The following is a 15,601-nucleotide window of genomic DNA, read 5'->3' on the forward strand; positions in this document are numbered from 1 at the left end:
GCATGACAAACAAAATGGTTCTCTGATGTGATTTCAGCGGCGTCGCCACGGATAAAAGTAACAAAATGTTATTTTTGTGATATTGCCACACGTGATCACTTTTGACGCTAAGTCGCTATAATTAGTAACAATAGTTGACTATGGTTAGTCAGGTGATTACCACATCTAAAAGAGATAAGGATGGAAAATGAAAGTACTGCTGACCGGAGGTTCGGGATTCATCGGGCGCGAGTTGCTCAAGCACTTAACGACTCATGATATTGTGCTATTAACCCGCCACCCTGAAGCCGCAAAGCAGGCGTTAAACCATACCGATATGGGCAATGTCACCTACATCACGGACCTCGACTCTTTTCATCATCTCAATGATTTTGATGCGGTTATTAATTTAGCTGGTGAACCCATCGCAGAGAAACGTTGGACCAACAGACAAAAGAAGGTCATTTGCAACAGCCGTTGGCACCTTACCGAAAAACTGGTCGAACTCATTCATGCCAGTACCAACCCTCCGAACGTGTTTATCAGTGGCTCTGCAGTGGGCTATTACGGCGACCAACAGCATCACCCTTTTGATGAGACGCTCAATGTGACAGACCATGGTTTTCCTCACCATGTTTGCGCCACTTGGGAGCAAATCGCTAACCGGGCACGTTCTGAAATGACGCGCGTCTGCTTACTTCGAACTGGCGTCGTTCTCGGCACCGAAGGGGGAGCGTTAGCAAAAATGTTACCGCCATATCGATTAGGGTTAGGCGGCCCTTTGGGAAGCGGTCGTCAGTACATGCCATGGATTCATCTGCTCGATATGGTTAGAGCTATCGTTTACTTACTCGAAACTCCACATGCACACGGCGAATTTAACCTCTGTGCGCCTCATCCAGTGACCAACAAAGAGTTTAGTCAAAACCTGGCTAAAGCCCTTAAACGCCCACATATATTCCGTACTCCAAAATGGGTGATGAAACTAATGATGGGAGAAAGCTCGGTACTTCTATTCGATAGCATCAGAGCAAAACCCAAAAAACTGACCGAACTCGGTTTTCACTTTAGTTACTCACGCATCGAACCCGCTTTAAAAAATTTACTTCAGCATCGCGAGTAAGGCGAAATACGCAGTATTAGGAACCACAATGAACCAAACAATTTTAATGACAGGCTGCTCGACTGGCATAGGGTACACCTGCGCACATGCCTTGCAAAAAAGGGGCTATCAAGTGATCGCTTCCTGTCGAAAGCAGCAAGATGTCGACAGACTTCGTGCTGAAGGACTCGTTGCACTTCAACTCGATCTCAGCGACCCTGAGAGTATTAACCAAGCAGTAGAGGAAACACTGAGACTGACTAACGGTCGACTCGACGCGCTATTCAATAATGGCGCTTATGGTCAACCTGGCGCACTAGAAGATCTGCCAACCCAAGCCTTGCGCGAACAATTTGAAAGCAACTTTTTTGGTTGGCATCAACTCACCCAGCAGTTATTACCCATAATGCGCCAGCAAGGTCATGGCCGCATAATTCAAAATAGTTCGGTACTTGGATTTGCGGCAATGAAATATCGTGGCGCATACAACGCTTCAAAGTTTGCCCTAGAGGGCTGGAGCGACACACTGCGCCTCGAATTAATCGGCAGTGGCATTCACATATCACTGCTAGAGCCCGGCCCCATCGAAACCCGTTTTAGAGCGAACGCACTCAACGCTTTTAAAAAATGGATCACCATTGAAGGAAGCGTTCATCACAACCAATACCGGCAACAAATGGCAAGGCTTGAAAGCGATGCATCGAGCAAAGCATTTGTCTTGCCGGCAGAGTCGTGTATCGCGCCACTGGTACATGCGCTAGAGTCACCCAACCCCAAAGCTCGCTATCGAATCACAACTCCAACCAAAGTGTTCGCGGTGTTAAAACGCATACTGCCGACTCGTTTACTCGATCGTATTTTGAGCCAAGCTGCATAAATAATGTAACAGTGTAATTTTTCCGTAACAATAATGCGCTAACTTCATCATTAGGGGTAACCCCTAATACTAATTTCAAGCGCTACATTCGGAATAATTATATGACCCTAAACCAGTTAAACTGGCTGAGTGTGGGTGTTGCGCTAACCTTGTTTATCGTTTTATAAACACCTTCGCTTTGCAACAAAAAAACGCCCTCATTGTTTTTACACAATGAGGGCGTTTTCATTTGAATGCCGTGACTTGAATTTCGCCGCTCTCGCCCATACGTCTTACACAAAGACAATCAAACAAGGACAGGCTAGATGCAATCGCCACACATTGTTGAGCTTAATGAACAGAACTTCCGTCAAGTCCTCGAAGGCTCGATGCAAACCCCGGTACTTATTCACTTTTGGGCCCCTATGAGTGAAGAGAGTGCTCAAGTCATTCCTGAGCTACAAATGCTCGCTCAGCAGTACAATGGTGCGTTTACTCTCGCATTACTGAACTGTGAGCAAGAGCAAGTGATAGCTAGCCAGTTCGGCGTACAAGCATTGCCGACCATCGCCTTGTTTGTTAACGGCCAACCCGTTGACGGTTTGGGCGGCCCGCAGCCCATTAGCGCGGTACAAGAAATGCTCAACAAACACCTTCCTAGTCAAGAAGAGTTGCAAGTCAAACAAGCCCTTGAGCTTGTACAAGCAGGCCAACACAACCAAGCTTTAGCGATACTCCAAGGTCTACCAGCAGATTGGCAACAAAAAGGTGAGGTCAAGCTCGCACTTATCGATTGCTATCTCGAGATCCAAGACTTCGCCCAGGCAAAAGCCCTGTTGGAGCACATTCCTTTAGAATATCAAGACAATTACTATAAAGGCTTGGTCGCTAAGCTAGAGCTGCATGAGCAAGCAGCGGATAGCCCTGAAATACAATCATTAGAGCAAGCGCTAGAGCGAGCGCCTTCCGATTTCAAAGTCGTCAACGAGCTAGCACTCAGCTACCACAATGTTCGCCGCGATGAAGAAGCACTCGAACTATTATGGCGTGTTCTACGCAAGGATCTCAACGCACTCGATGGCGACATGAAGAAGTCCTTTATGGATATTCTCGCCGCACTGGGGCAAGGAAACTCGATTGCAGCTAAATACCGCCGTCAGCTATATTCCGTCCTATACTAATCTCTCAACCACACTCACTCAGAGCCGGCCATTGCCGGCTTTATTTCTATCCGAAACAGAGTCAAAGTCTCATTTCTGCCATTGTTTCGCTGGTTTAATTAAGCAACAATCGAGCAACCATTATTATAAGGAACCTTCAGATGGCTATTGATTCTTTAGTTACTATTGGCATTTTTATATTTGCCATTATTGCAATGATCGTTGCTGCAGTAAAAACCGTCCCTCAGGGCAACAACTGGACCGTTGAACGCTTTGGACGCTACACGCACACACTCAAACCTGGCTTAAATATCATCATTCCCTTTATCGACAGAATTGGTCACAAAATCAATATGATGGAGCGCGTGTTAGATATCCCTGCGCAAGAAGTCATTTCAAAAGACAACGCCAATGTCACGATAGACGCTGTCTGTTTTGTTCAAGTGATTGATGCAGCGCAAGCGGCATATGAGGTCAGTAATCTCGAACATGCGATTCGAAATCTGACTCTGACAAACATTCGTACCGTGCTTGGGTCAATGGAGCTCGACGAGATGCTCAGCCAAAGAGATATGATCAACACTAAACTGCTGTCCATTGTTGACGAAGCCACCAACCCTTGGGGCGTAAAAGTGACACGGATTGAGATCAAAGACGTTCAACCTCCCGCGGATCTGACCGCTGCAATGAATGCACAAATGAAGGCGGAACGAAATAAACGAGCAGAAGTTCTCGAAGCCGAAGGGGTACGTCAAGCTGAAATATTACGTGCTGAAGGCCAAAAACAAGCTGAAATTCTTAAAGCTGAAGGTGACAAACAAGCCGCTATACTTCAAGCAGAAGCTCGTGAACGCGCGGCTGAAGCGGAAGCCCGTGCCACGACTATGGTATCTGAAGCAATAGCCAAGGGTGATATGCAAGCTGTGAACTACTTTATCGCACAAGGATACACAGATGCCTTGAAATCAATAGGCCAAGCCGAAAACGGTAAGATCGTGATGCTGCCACTGGAAGCATCGGGGCTGATGGGCTCAGTTGCCGGTATTGCTGAAATGTTTCAACACTCGAAACAGAACAAATAGAGGCAGATATGATTGAGTTGTTACAGAGTGTCAACTATTGGCATTGGTTAGCATTGGGGTTACTCCTCCTCGCAGGGGAGCTACTAGGTACTGCGGGCTATCTGCTTTGGCTGGGTTTGTCCGCTATGTTGATTGGGATCCTAATGACGCTAATCCCCATCAGTTGGCAACTTCAGTGGGTAGCGTTCGGCGTGTTCTCACTCACCACCACTTGGTTGTGGTGGCGCAGACAATACCAATCCGATACAGAATCAGATGCCCATCGACAACTCAATCAGAAAAGCAAACAGTTGATCGGGCAGCAGTTCATACTAGATGAAGACTTCCCCGCAGGAAAAGGGCGAGTTAAGGTAGGTGATACCACGTGGACCGCGCGGTCTGATCGTGGCATTGAGGCAGGCACTCTGATCGAAATCATCGAAGTTAACGGCATAGTGTTAACTATTAAGGCGGCGAGTTGACATACTAAATTGTTGCGACTTAGAACAATGAAATTAAGTTATTTCAGTCGTTAATACATATTCATTCGAGAATAAAAGTACGCACTTTGAAATGTGATTAATATCAAGAAAGGAGCTGTTCCCCTTTCTTGATATACGTTTCAGCTCTACTTACTAATCAACTCGATCGTGATTGCTTTCCTTTCTGCCTCACTGGCTTGATTAAACCAATAAGCAAACATTTTCTGAGCTTGCTCCGTGGTCTTAAACTCAAGGTCAGTCGCACGTCTATTTTTCACAGCCCAATTGACAACTGCTTCTTGTTGTTGAAAATCCATCTGTTCATACCAATAAAGTGCCATTTCTTGAGGTTTTGATTTTGTCACCAAACTTGGTTTAGTTGCAGGCTCTTGAGAAACTGCTATCAATGCGGTAGGCGCAGTGGTCAAATTTCGATTACCACTGCTGGTAATCGCTTCGATATACCCAGCCGGGATCATGAAAGTAAAAATGGCATTTTTTGCGCCGACCAGGTCAAATTCAAGATCTTTAACATCCGAGTGTTTAAATAGAGCGTCATCAACGGGAAACTGTATGTATTGTCGTGAAACACAAATATCACCGCAGGTTTCTGCAGGCGCAGCATAGGGTGAGATAGGGGCCGTGGTATTATCTTCAAATACAACGGTATCGAACTGTTCGTAATTCTTAAAGTACTGAAGCTCTAAGGTAACAAATGAATCAGGGACAGGACTGGCGTCAAGTGGAGCAACATAGTTGAACTCGAGTGAAGATTGAACAAGTTGTCCTCCCTTAATATTCACTACTTTTGGAGTAAGCGTTTTTCCAACAACCAATTGGTAGTTTTGCTTGCTCTCTACGCGGTTAACAGAGTCAGAAAAGTTGCTGTCCTCGTCCAATGCAGAGCACCCGATAAGTGAAACCGGAAGCGCCATTAATATTATTTTTTTCATATAAACCACCTTGGTATTCAGACCATCACACTTTTATAAGTCACTCTACATTAAAGAAAAATCTATTAAAACAATTAAAACGCCGGCCATATAGACCGGCGTAACAACTATGGTTTAACTAAACGAATCTTAGAAACCGTATTCTAGACCTACACGTACGAATGGTGTTGAGTCACCGTCGTCTTTAGTGTAAGTACCTGCACGGAAGTATGGTACAAAACCATTCTTCACGTACATGATCTGTCCAGAAACCACGTAATCGCTTGTATCAGCTTTCTTAGAGCCATCAACTTCCATATCACCATTAGCAGCATAGCCTACCTTGAAGCCCCATGGACCATTCCAGTATTGACCGATTAAAGAGACAGAACTTTGCTCAGATTTTGCACCACCTTTTAAGTCACTTTCACCCGCTTTGTATGCCGCAGCTAAACCAAAACCACCTGGTAACGATGCTTCAAAACCAATCAAGTAACCTAATGTGTCAACCATCTCTGCCGCAGCTGCGTTAGTAGACTTGTAGCTAGCACCTTCAGCTATATCCACTTTATTTACATCTTTACAGCCATCAGCATCAGAACAGATTTCCCATGCTGCATCGACTGCCTCTTTCTTCTGACGGTTTTGCTCAGTTTCGACTGCCGCGTGGAAAGTGAACATATCACCCGCTTTCAGAGACGCTTTGGCGCCATAGAAAAAGTTATTGTCAACACCTGTGTCGCCCACACCTGTAGAAAGGCTATAGTTAAAGTTACCAAGCTGAGCAGAATCGTAACGTAATTGGTTACCATGACGGTCACGATGGTAAGCAACATCCGCCGCCCATGCAGAATCCCAAACACGACCTAAACCAGGGTTCGAGTATGGCCAATCGACCAATTCGTACATAGGCGTTAGCATACGACCTGCGCGAAGTGTACCCCAGTCGCCACGTAAGCCTAAGAAAGTGTCACGGTTACCTAATGTCGCGCCAGTGCCGTCAGTACCAACCCAACCAGACTCGATTTGCATAAAGATGTTTACGTCGTCTGAAAAATCTTTGCCTGCACGGAAGCCAATACGCGACTCATTTTCCCAGTGGTAGCCCTTTTTATCTTTCTCAGTGTAAGCACTGATCGCCGCAACACCGTACGCCTCTACATTGAAATCAGAGATAATACCGACTTGAGATGACTCTGTATTTGCTAAAGCACCTGTTGAAGCCAAGGCCACTGCAGCGCCTAAAAGAGTGCGTTTAAACATTTTGTCCATGGAAAACTCCTAAAAATGGATATAGCTATTTTTGTTTTTTCTCGCCTTAAGTTGGCCGCCGAAGGGAGAAAATATTTCCTATATGAGAAATCGCCAATTAATCGTTAACTGTTGATTTCCTATTTCCTGCATACACACTGTGTATCCACGTCTTCAAGACTAACTTCGCATCAAAAAACATCAATTAGAACTTAATTTCCGAGTAAAAAAATATGAGCCGCCACAAATTTTTATCAAGTTAGTGATCAAGATCTTATTTAGCAAAGGAACTTACAAAGACAAGATAATTAACATTAAAAAACAACAGGTTACTAAAAACAAAAAGAACAATTAATTGAAGTGTGTCGCATTGCTTACAACGATATCCTAACGCTGAAGAGATAGGAGATCGTTATCACGGAAATAAATAAACGACATTTCGAAGAGATGAGACAAGATTATTTGACAGAAAAAATAAAACCTCAAAATAGACATTTTGAGGTTTTATTGGAGGCGTCTATTAAGAAGGCTACGTTTAGGATTGAGTCAATGCGATGATATCGGCTTCTGTTTTGATCTCGATACCCAACTCTTGCGCTTTGGCGAGTTTAGACCCAGCATTATCGCCAGCAAATAGTAGATCTGTTTTCTTCGACACACTACCGGTTACTTTCGCTCCCAAAAGCTCTAAAGTCGCTTTTGCCTCTGAGCGAGTCAATTGCGATAGTGAACCTGTAAGCACGACTGTTTTACCTGCAAGTGGCTGCGGAGCGCTCTCATCGAGCTGTTCAATTTCAGGCCAATGTATCCCTTGCTCCAGCAAATCATCGATCACCGACTTATTTTTATCCTCTGCAAAAAAAGCAGTCACATGACTGGCGACAATCGCGCCGATATCCTGAACTTCTATCAGCTGTTCGTGAGTCGCCGCCATCACCGCCTCTAGGGTTTGGAAGTGTTGCGCCAAATTGGCAGCAGTCGCCTCCCCAACTTCACGAATTCCCAATGAATAGAGAAATCTTGCCAAGGTTGTTTGCTTAGATTGGTTTAGAGCATCGACTACATTTTGCGCCGATTTAGGTCCCATTCGGTCAAGAACGGTCAAGACGCCAGCTTTAAGTTTGAACAAATCTGCTGGTGTCTCAACCATTTCACGGTCAACAAGCTGCTCAATCACTTTGTCGCCCAAGCCATCTACGTCTAGCGCTTTGCGCGACACAAAATGTTTTAACGCTTGCTTGCGCTGAGCCTGACACACTAAACCTCCAGTACAACGCGCAACAGCTTCGCCCTCTACACGCTCCACATCCGACTGACACACTGGGCAATGCATAGGGAAGGCAATCTCACGAGCACTCTCTGGTCGGCGTTCTTTTACCACAGAGACGACCTGAGGTATCACATCACCAGCTCGGCGAATCACCACACAATCGCCAATCATCACGCCCAGTCGTTCAATCTCATCGGCGTTATGCAACGTCGCATTACTCACGGTCACTCCACCGACGAAAACAGGCTCAAGTTTTGCCACAGGGGTTATGGCTCCAGTGCGCCCCACTTGGAACTCCACATCATTCAGCAAAGTCATTTCTTCTTGGGCGGGGAACTTATAAGCAATGGCCCAACGAGGTGCGCGGGCGACAAAGCCCAGCTGCTCTTGTTGCTCGATGGCATCCACTTTGATAACCACACCGTCGATTTCATACGCCAACTGATCACGCCTAGAAAGGATATCCTTGTAGTAGGCTTTCACTTGCTGCATACCTTCCACCAACTTAGTTTCCGGACACATAGGCAGCCCCCAACTTTTTAGCTGTAGGAAGCGTTCATAATGGCTCTTTGAAAGCGTTGCACCTTCGACTACTCCAACGCTGTATGCGTAAAAACTCAGTGGTCGAGTGGCCGTAATACGCGAGTCGAGCTGACGCAAACTCCCTGCAGCAGCATTGCGTGGGTTAACAAAAACTTTATCCCCTTTTTTGAGTGCATTTTGATTCAGCTGCTCGAATCCCGCTTTCGGCATGAATACCTCACCACGCACTTCCAAGCGGTTTGGCCAACCATTGCCATAAAGCTTGAGTGGGATAGACTTAATAGTGCGCACATTTTCAGTGATATTTTCCCCGGTCGCCCCGTCGCCACGAGTCGCTGCTTGGACAAGCACACCATCTTGGTACAGAAGACTAACCGCCAAACCATCTAGCTTGGGCTCACAACAGAAATGATTCACTTGTTGACCAACCAAACGGTCGCACATGCGTTTATAAAAACTGTCAACCTCACTGTCATCAAACGCATTATCAAGCGACAGCATAGGAATTTGATGCTGGACCGATTCAAAGCCACTTAAAGGCGCACCGCCAACTCGTTGACTCGGCGAATCAGGCGTGATCAAGTCAGGATACTGTGATTCAAGCTCGATCAGCTCGCGCATTAAACGATCGTATTCTGCATCGGGGATTTCTGGGCTATCTTCGACATAGTACTTCACACCGTGATGATGAAGTGTCTCTCTTAACTGATTTAGTTGTTGTTGAATATCTTGCGACATAGGGAACTCTGTTACTGACTAGACGAAAGCTACGCTTAGGTTGTCTCTTTCAAATTTGGCAAGTATGGCGACCGTTCGAGTTGGGCGCAATACGGATGCCAATAAAAAAGGCCCCGCTAGGAGCCTTTGAGATTGATAAAAACTAGGCTTGCTGCGCTATTTTAAACTGCTTAACCTGCTCTTTATAAGCATCAATTCGATTCGGTGTGATAAGGTTGCGTGCATCATCAAGGACATTAGCACCTAAATCATCGGCTATCTGCTGAGCCGTTTTCAACATCAGCTTAAAGTTGTGTTCGGGATCACCAAAACACGGCATCGTCATAAAGAACGAGATGCCTTTCGTAGTGAACTCGGCAGGATCGTCGTGCTTAAGCGTTCCAGGATTCATCATGTTAGCCACACTAAACAACACTTTGCCCGTACCTGAAAGATCGGCATGACGATGGAAGATATCCATCTCGCCATAAATCAATCCATTTTGCTGCATACTTTCGAACAGCTTAGTACCGACAAAAGGCTCATTCCCAGAGCAGTGTACATTAATGACGATCACTTCTAGTGGGCTTTCTTCTGACTCAGGCTGTGGTTGAGCGTGTGCTACCGCGGGTTCTGGATCCGCAACATCAGTAGGCTCATCAATCACTTGTGGTTCCACATCGACATCGTTAAAAGAACGAGAAGAGAGTGACGGGACTTCCACTTCATCCTCATCCACTACCGATGGCTCGGGTTCTGCCGTCGATGGGTAGCTGTCGATCAGAGGATCAGCGACAATCTCATCAGGAGCGACAAAACCTGGCTCTTTACGCTCTTTCTTAATGATTTCAAAATCATCCTCTGGCTTAAATCCCCTCTCTGGTGTGACATCCGCCTCTTCAGCGTCAGTATCGAGCTTACCAATGGGTTTGTTGCCAAACTTTGCTTTGCCTTCTTTTTTACTCGTCCATAAACCGTGGAACAGCAAAGCGGCAATCGCTATCGCTCCAACTATTATGAGTACAAATCGCAGTTCCTGCATTTTTCGCTCTCATTGTGTTCGTTACAGCACGCTTGTTAGCAGGCCGCAAAAATACGTTTAAACCTTAACTGTCAGTTACTCTACCAAAACTCTCCCCTGTTTTAGAACAACTTAATGTGAGAAGTTCCCCCAATGTTGTGATTTTGAACACGCTTTTTTCTTGTTAAGATACAAAGCGTTCGTTTTTACAGCAATTGGCTTAATATGAAGACACAAATACAACAACGTTCCGGGTTTGGTTATTTCTTCCACGGTATCGAACTAGCGCTAACACCAGGAATACGCCGCTTCGTCATTTTCCCGCTTCTCGCAAACGTCCTGTTAGTAGGCGGGGCTTTGTTCTACCTCTTTTCGAATCTAGATAACTGGATCACGCATTTAATGAACCAGTTACCCAGCTTCCTCTCTTGGTTGAGTTATTTGCTTTGGCCTTTACTCGTTTTAACCATTCTTGCCACTTTTTCGTACTTTTTTAGTACTTTGGCGAATTTCATTGCCGCGCCTTTTAACGGCTTACTGGCCGAAAAAGTGGAAGCTCATCTTACAGGACAAAAGGTTAACGATGATGGCCCGCTTGCGATCCTAAAAGACACGCCACGGATTTTGGCGCGCGAATGGCGTAAACTCATCTATGTCTTGCCCAAGACCATTGGCTTGTTTTTACTATTACTTATCCCGGCAGTTGGTCAAACGGTCGGGCCTTTCCTATGGTTCATTTTTACTGCTTGGATTCTCGCCATTCAATACTGTGACTATCCATTTGATAATCACAAGGTGTCATTCAACGACATGCGTAACAATTTGAAACAAAAACAATCTAAGGCATATAGCTTTGGCGCTCTAGTGTCTATTTTCACCACGATCCCTATTGTTAACTTGATTGTGATGCCTGTCGCTGTGTGTGGGGCAGCATCGATGTGGGTGTCGGAGTTCAAGAAATAACGCAGAGAAAGGGGCAAGGGTTGGCGTTACGCGTCAACCCATCTTGAACAAATGCTGATAACGGAGATAAGAATAGACCTACTCCCCGAAAGCAGCAGTGCGCTCTTTCCCCTCCCCATTTCATATCATATAACTATTTAATCCTTTTCTCGTATTTGAAGCTGGCCTAATCTTCTACTCAACCACTATTTCTAACTCCGTTGTGTAAGCAAACTTTGAGCAGACACAAGTGAAACGAAGATGAAGGATCACACCATGAGCAAAATTTACGAAGACAACTCCCAAACGATTGGTAATACCCCGCTAGTACGTCTTAATAAAGTCAGCAAGGGTAAAGTGCTGGCCAAAGTTGAAGCACGCAACCCAAGCTTCAGTGTTAAATGTCGTATCGGTGCCAATATGATTTGGGAAGCTGAAAAAGCAGGTACGCTAAAACCTGGTGTTGAACTTGTTGAGCCAACAAGTGGTAATACTGGTGTGGCACTTGCCTTTGTGGCTGCAGCTCGTGGTTACAAACTGACACTGACAATGCCAGAATCAATGAGCCTTGAGCGTCGCAAGCTGCTAAAAGCCCTTGGTGCTAACCTTGAGCTGACCGAAGCGGCAAAAGGTATGAAAGGCGCAATTGCTAAAGCAGAAGAAATTGTCGCAAGCAATCCTGACAAGTACCTACTTCTTCAACAGTTCAACAACCCAGCGAACCCGCAGATCCACGAAAAAACGACGGGCCCTGAAATCTGGGAAGCTACCGATGGTGAAGTGGATGTGTTCGTTGCCGGTGTGGGCACCGGTGGTACTATCACAGGGACAAGCCGTTACTTTAAGGGTGAAAAAGGCAAGAATGTGGTGTCTGTAGCCGTTGAACCTGCAGAATCACCAGTGATTGCTCAAGCGCTCGCGGGCGACGAAATTCAACCTGCACCACACAAAATTCAAGGTATTGGTGCTGGTTTTATCCCTGGCAACCTCGATTTAGAGCTTATCGACCGTGTAGAGCCAGTCACTTCAGAAGAAGCGATTGCTATGGCTCGTCGCCTAATGGAAGAGGAAGGTATTCTCGCAGGCATTTCATCCGGTGCCGCTGTCGTTGCAGCCAATCGTATTGCAGAACTCCCTGAATTTGCTGGGAAAACTATCGTAACTGTTCTACCGAGTTCAGGCGAGCGTTACCTAAGCACAGCTCTTTTTGCTGGTATCTTTACCGAGAAAGAGAACCAACAGTAAACTGTGTCAAATCAATTTTTCGTCTAAAAAAGCCCCGTTCAGGGGCTTTTTTGTTGATCCCTGCCCCACCTTTGGTAATATCGGGATTGTTTTATTTCTAGCTGTAAAATAAAAGCAGATAAGAATTACTATCATTGGCGACAGTTAGCACAGACTGACACCGCGAATGAGAATTTTACAACCAGTTTCAGTTCTGACACGTAATACGCGTTGCGCGACTAGCAGAAACGTTTTTTTATGGTTAAGCTAAAACTGGTTAAGAAACTATCAAAATATAAATCAATTGGGGTATATAACATGTACGAGAAGCAAGTAGAAATCACTGCAGAAAACGGTCTTCACACTCGTCCAGCTGCACAGTTCGTAAAAGAAGCGAAAGCATTCGATGCGGATATCACTGTGACTTCTAACGGCAAAAGCGCTAGCGCTAAGAGCCTTTTCAAGCTACAAACTCTTGGCCTAGTTAAAGGTACAGTAGTTTCTATCTCAGCTGAGGGCCCACAAGCTCAACAAGCTGTTGACCACCTAGTTGCTCTAATGGACCAACTACACTAATCCGGTCTCCTGTTTATCAAAGCCATTTTGCCCAGCAAAATGGCTTTGTTGGAAATAGGCCAAAATATAAGCTACAACTATTCGTTAGCGCACTCATTATTCTCCCGTTTTAAAGTTGACCAATTTAAGGTAAGGCTATGATTTCAGGCATCCTAGCATCTCCTGGTATTGCTATCGGTAAAGCACTACTACTTCAAGAAGATGAAATTGTCCTAAACACCCACACCATTTCTGATGATCAAGTTGAAGCAGAAGTTCAACGCTTCTTCGACGCACGCAACAAATCTGCGGCGCAACTTGAAACCATCAAGCAAAAAGCACTTGAAACCTTCGGTGAAGAAAAAGAAGCGATCTTTGAAGGTCATATCATGCTTCTTGAAGACGAAGAGCTAGAGGAAGAAATCCTAGCACTGATCAAAAACGACAAGCTGCACGCAGATAACGCTATTTACACTGTTATCGAAGAGCAAGCATCGGCTCTAGAGTCTCTCGACGACGAATACTTAAAAGAACGTGCAACGGATATCCGCGATATCGGTTCTCGCTTTGTTAAAAACGCACTCGGTATCAACATCGTTTCTTTAAGCGATATCGATGAAGAAGTTATCCTAGTGGCTTACGACCTAACGCCATCTGAAACTGCACAGATCAACCTAGACTACGTTCTTGGTTTTGCTTGTGATATCGGCGGCCGTACTTCTCATACTTCTATCATGGCTCGTTCACTTGAACTTCCAGCTATCGTGGGTACTAACGACATCACCAAACAAGTTAAGAATGGCGACATGCTGATTCTTGATGCGATGAACAACAAAATCGTTATTAACCCATCTGAAGCTGAGCTAGAACAAGCGAAAGCAGTAAAAGCCGCATTCCTTGCTGAAAAAGAAGAACTTGCGAAACTAAAAGATCTACACGCAGAAACCACTGACGGTCACCGCGTAGAAGTATGCGGTAACATAGGTACAGTAAAAGACTGTGACGGCATCATCCGTAACGGCGGTGAAGGCGTTGGTCTGTACCGTACTGAGTTCCTGTTTATGGACCGTGACGCTCTGCCTACTGAAGAAGAACAGTACCAAGCGTACAAAGAAGTTGCAGAAGCAATGAACGGTGAGTCGGTAATCATCCGTACTATGGACATCGGTGGCGATAAAGATCTGCCTTACATGGATCTTCCTCAAGAGATGAACCCATTCCTAGGCTGGCGTGCAGTACGTATCAGCTTAGACCGTCGTGAAATCCTTCGTGACCAGCTACGCGGCATCCTGCGTGCATCTGCACACGGTAAGCTTCGCATCATGTTCCCAATGATTATCTCTGTTGAAGAGATCCGTGAGCTGAAGAAAGCAATCGAAGAGTACAAAGCTGAGCTTCGCGCGGAAGGTCTAGCATTCGACGAAAACATCGAAATCGGTGTAATGGTTGAGACACCAGCAGCGGCTGCGATCGCGCACCACCTGGCGAAAGAAGTAGCTTTCTTCTCTATTGGTACTAACGACCTGACTCAGTACACACTCGCAGTAGACCGTGGTAACGAGATGATCTCTCACCTATACAACCCACTCTCTCCAGCAGTGCTTACAGTAATCAAGCAGGTTATCGATGCGTCTCACGCTGAAGGTAAATGGACCGGTATGTGTGGCGAGCTAGCGGGCGACGAACGTGCAACGCTACTTCTACTGGGTATGGGCCTAGATGAGTTCTCAATGAGCGGCATCTCTATCCCTAAAGTGAAGAAAGTGATCCGCAATTCGAACTTCGCTGAAGTGAAAGCGATGGCTGAAGAAGCACTTTCTCTTCCAACGGCGGCGGAAATCGAAGCGGTTGTAGAAAAATTCATCGCTGAGAAAACTCAATAATCGACGAATTCCAATGAGATAGACGGTAAAAAAAGTCGTCTATCTCGTAAGATTGGTATACTATAATTCGACAGAATTAAATAAAAACGTTAGGAGCATGACACAATGGGTCTGTTTGACAAACTTAAGAAGCTAGTATCTGACGACAGCGCTGACGCGGGTGCAATCGAAATCATCGCACCTCTATCTGGTGAAATCGTAAACATTGAAGATGTGCCAGATGTTGTTTTCGCTGAGAAAATCGTTGGTGATGGTATTGCTATCAAACCTGCTGGTAACAAAATGGTAGCTCCTGTAAACGGTACTATCGGTAAGATCTTCGAAACGAACCACGCGTTCTCAATCGAATCTGACGACGGTGTTGAGCTCTTCGTTCACTTCGGTATCGATACTGTTGAACTAAAAGGCGAAGGCTTCACGCGCATCGCTGAAGAAGGTCAAACAGTTAAAGCTGGCGACACTATCATCGAATTCGATCTCGCTCTTCTAGAAGAGAAAGCGAAATCGACTCTTACTCCAGTTGTCATCTCTAACATGGACGAAATCAAAGAGCTAAACAAGCTTTCTGGTTCTGTCACAGTTGGTGAAACTCCAGTACTACGTGTGACTAAGTAAAGCTACTT

14 protein-coding genes are annotated in these 15,601 nt (G+C 45.5%); 10 read left to right on the forward strand and 4 right to left on the reverse strand.

What is annotated here, in order from left to right:
- The first annotated feature begins 187 nt into the window (after nt 1-187).
- The 5 genes from FCU94_RS10035 to FCU94_RS10055 all read left to right on the forward strand — a co-directional run bounded on the left by FCU94_RS10035 (nt 188) and on the right by FCU94_RS10055 (nt 4,640).
- Nucleotides 188-1,102, forward strand: coding sequence for a TIGR01777 family oxidoreductase (locus FCU94_RS10035; protein WP_176288411.1), 915 nt, complete (start codon nt 188-190; stop codon nt 1,100-1,102).
- A 28-nt stretch (nt 1,103-1,130) separates the two neighbouring features.
- Complete coding sequence (locus tag FCU94_RS10040; protein ID WP_176288412.1) at nt 1,131-1,958, forward strand: SDR family oxidoreductase; 828 nt, start codon at nt 1,131-1,133, stop codon at nt 1,956-1,958.
- A gap of 305 nt (nt 1,959-2,263) precedes the next feature.
- On the forward strand, nt 2,264-3,118 hold the full coding sequence (locus tag FCU94_RS10045; protein ID WP_176288413.1) for a co-chaperone YbbN: 855 nt from the start codon (nt 2,264-2,266) through the stop codon (nt 3,116-3,118).
- Nucleotides 3,119-3,258: 140 nt separating this feature from the next.
- Nucleotides 3,259-4,179, forward strand: coding sequence for an SPFH domain-containing protein (locus FCU94_RS10050; protein WP_176288414.1), 921 nt, complete (start codon nt 3,259-3,261; stop codon nt 4,177-4,179).
- A gap of 8 nt (nt 4,180-4,187) precedes the next feature.
- Nucleotides 4,188-4,640 (forward strand): NfeD family protein, encoded by a 453-nt coding sequence (locus FCU94_RS10055; RefSeq protein ID WP_176288415.1) that lies wholly within the window; start codon nt 4,188-4,190, stop codon nt 4,638-4,640.
- A 146-nt stretch (nt 4,641-4,786) separates the two neighbouring features.
- On the opposite strand, the gene FCU94_RS10060 is transcribed toward FCU94_RS10055, so the two are convergent.
- The 4 genes from FCU94_RS10060 to zipA form a co-directional block, all read right to left on the reverse strand.
- A complete protein-coding gene (locus FCU94_RS10060) occupies nt 4,787-5,593 on the reverse strand; it encodes a DUF2057 domain-containing protein (protein ID WP_176288416.1) in 807 nt (268 codons plus the stop codon).
- Between the two features lie 129 nt (nt 5,594-5,722).
- Nucleotides 5,723-6,844 (reverse strand): porin, encoded by a 1,122-nt coding sequence (locus FCU94_RS10065; protein ID WP_176288417.1) that lies wholly within the window; start codon nt 6,842-6,844, stop codon nt 5,723-5,725.
- A 514-nt stretch (nt 6,845-7,358) separates the two neighbouring features.
- A complete protein-coding gene (ligA, locus tag FCU94_RS10070; RefSeq protein WP_176288418.1) occupies nt 7,359-9,374 on the reverse strand; it encodes an NAD-dependent DNA ligase LigA in 2,016 nt (671 codons plus the stop codon).
- 142 nt (nt 9,375-9,516) lie between these two features.
- A complete protein-coding gene (zipA, locus tag FCU94_RS10075; protein ID WP_176288419.1) occupies nt 9,517-10,395 on the reverse strand; it encodes a cell division protein ZipA in 879 nt (292 codons plus the stop codon).
- 204 nt (nt 10,396-10,599) lie between these two features.
- On the opposite strand from zipA, the gene cysZ reads away from it, so the two are divergent.
- From cysZ to crr, 5 genes are all read left to right on the forward strand, one after another.
- Nucleotides 10,600-11,337, forward strand: a complete 738-nt coding sequence (gene cysZ / locus FCU94_RS10080) for a sulfate transporter CysZ (protein WP_176288420.1) — start codon at nt 10,600-10,602, stop codon at nt 11,335-11,337.
- 255 nt (nt 11,338-11,592) lie between these two features.
- Nucleotides 11,593-12,561 carry a cysteine synthase A gene (gene cysK, locus FCU94_RS10085; protein ID WP_176288421.1) on the forward strand — a complete coding sequence of 323 codons (969 nt, stop codon included), beginning with the start codon at nt 11,593-11,595 and terminating at the stop codon, nt 12,559-12,561.
- A gap of 297 nt (nt 12,562-12,858) precedes the next feature.
- Complete coding sequence (locus tag FCU94_RS10090; protein ID WP_004415108.1) at nt 12,859-13,116, forward strand: HPr family phosphocarrier protein; 258 nt, start codon at nt 12,859-12,861, stop codon at nt 13,114-13,116.
- A gap of 137 nt (nt 13,117-13,253) precedes the next feature.
- Complete coding sequence (gene ptsI, locus FCU94_RS10095) at nt 13,254-14,978, forward strand: phosphoenolpyruvate-protein phosphotransferase PtsI (protein WP_176288422.1); 1,725 nt, start codon at nt 13,254-13,256, stop codon at nt 14,976-14,978.
- A 105-nt stretch (nt 14,979-15,083) separates the two neighbouring features.
- The gene (gene crr / locus FCU94_RS10100; RefSeq protein WP_176288423.1) at nt 15,084-15,593 is read left to right on the forward strand and encodes a PTS glucose transporter subunit IIA; all 510 of its coding nucleotides are present in this window, start codon (nt 15,084-15,086) and stop codon (nt 15,591-15,593) included.
- Nucleotides 15,594-15,601 lie beyond the last annotated feature (8 nt).

This window comes from Vibrio sp. JPW-9-11-11 (assembly GCF_013369335.1).
Lineage (GTDB): Bacteria > Pseudomonadota > Gammaproteobacteria > Enterobacterales > Vibrionaceae > Vibrio.

Coding starts and splice junctions, on each gene's coding strand:
- FCU94_RS10035 (WP_176288411.1), top strand. CDS start 188: ATGAAAGTACTGCTGACCGGAGGTTCGGGATTCATCGGGCGCGAGTTG.
- FCU94_RS10040 (WP_176288412.1), top strand. CDS start 1,131: ATGAACCAAACAATTTTAATGACAGGCTGCTCGACTGGCATAGGGTAC.
- FCU94_RS10045 (WP_176288413.1), top strand. CDS start 2,264: ATGCAATCGCCACACATTGTTGAGCTTAATGAACAGAACTTCCGTCAA.
- FCU94_RS10050 (WP_176288414.1), top strand. CDS start 3,259: ATGGCTATTGATTCTTTAGTTACTATTGGCATTTTTATATTTGCCATT.
- FCU94_RS10055 (WP_176288415.1), top strand. CDS start 4,188: ATGATTGAGTTGTTACAGAGTGTCAACTATTGGCATTGGTTAGCATTG.
- FCU94_RS10060 (WP_176288416.1), bottom strand. CDS start 5,593: ATGAAAAAAATAATATTAATGGCGCTTCCGGTTTCACTTATCGGGTGC.
- FCU94_RS10065 (WP_176288417.1), bottom strand. CDS start 6,844: ATGGACAAAATGTTTAAACGCACTCTTTTAGGCGCTGCAGTGGCCTTG.
- ligA (WP_176288418.1), bottom strand. CDS start 9,374: ATGTCGCAAGATATTCAACAACAACTAAATCAGTTAAGAGAGACACTT.
- zipA (WP_176288419.1), bottom strand. CDS start 10,395: ATGCAGGAACTGCGATTTGTACTCATAATAGTTGGAGCGATAGCGATT.
- cysZ (WP_176288420.1), top strand. CDS start 10,600: ATGAAGACACAAATACAACAACGTTCCGGGTTTGGTTATTTCTTCCAC.
- cysK (WP_176288421.1), top strand. CDS start 11,593: ATGAGCAAAATTTACGAAGACAACTCCCAAACGATTGGTAATACCCCG.
- FCU94_RS10090 (WP_004415108.1), top strand. CDS start 12,859: ATGTACGAGAAGCAAGTAGAAATCACTGCAGAAAACGGTCTTCACACT.
- ptsI (WP_176288422.1), top strand. CDS start 13,254: ATGATTTCAGGCATCCTAGCATCTCCTGGTATTGCTATCGGTAAAGCA.
- crr (WP_176288423.1), top strand. CDS start 15,084: ATGGGTCTGTTTGACAAACTTAAGAAGCTAGTATCTGACGACAGCGCT.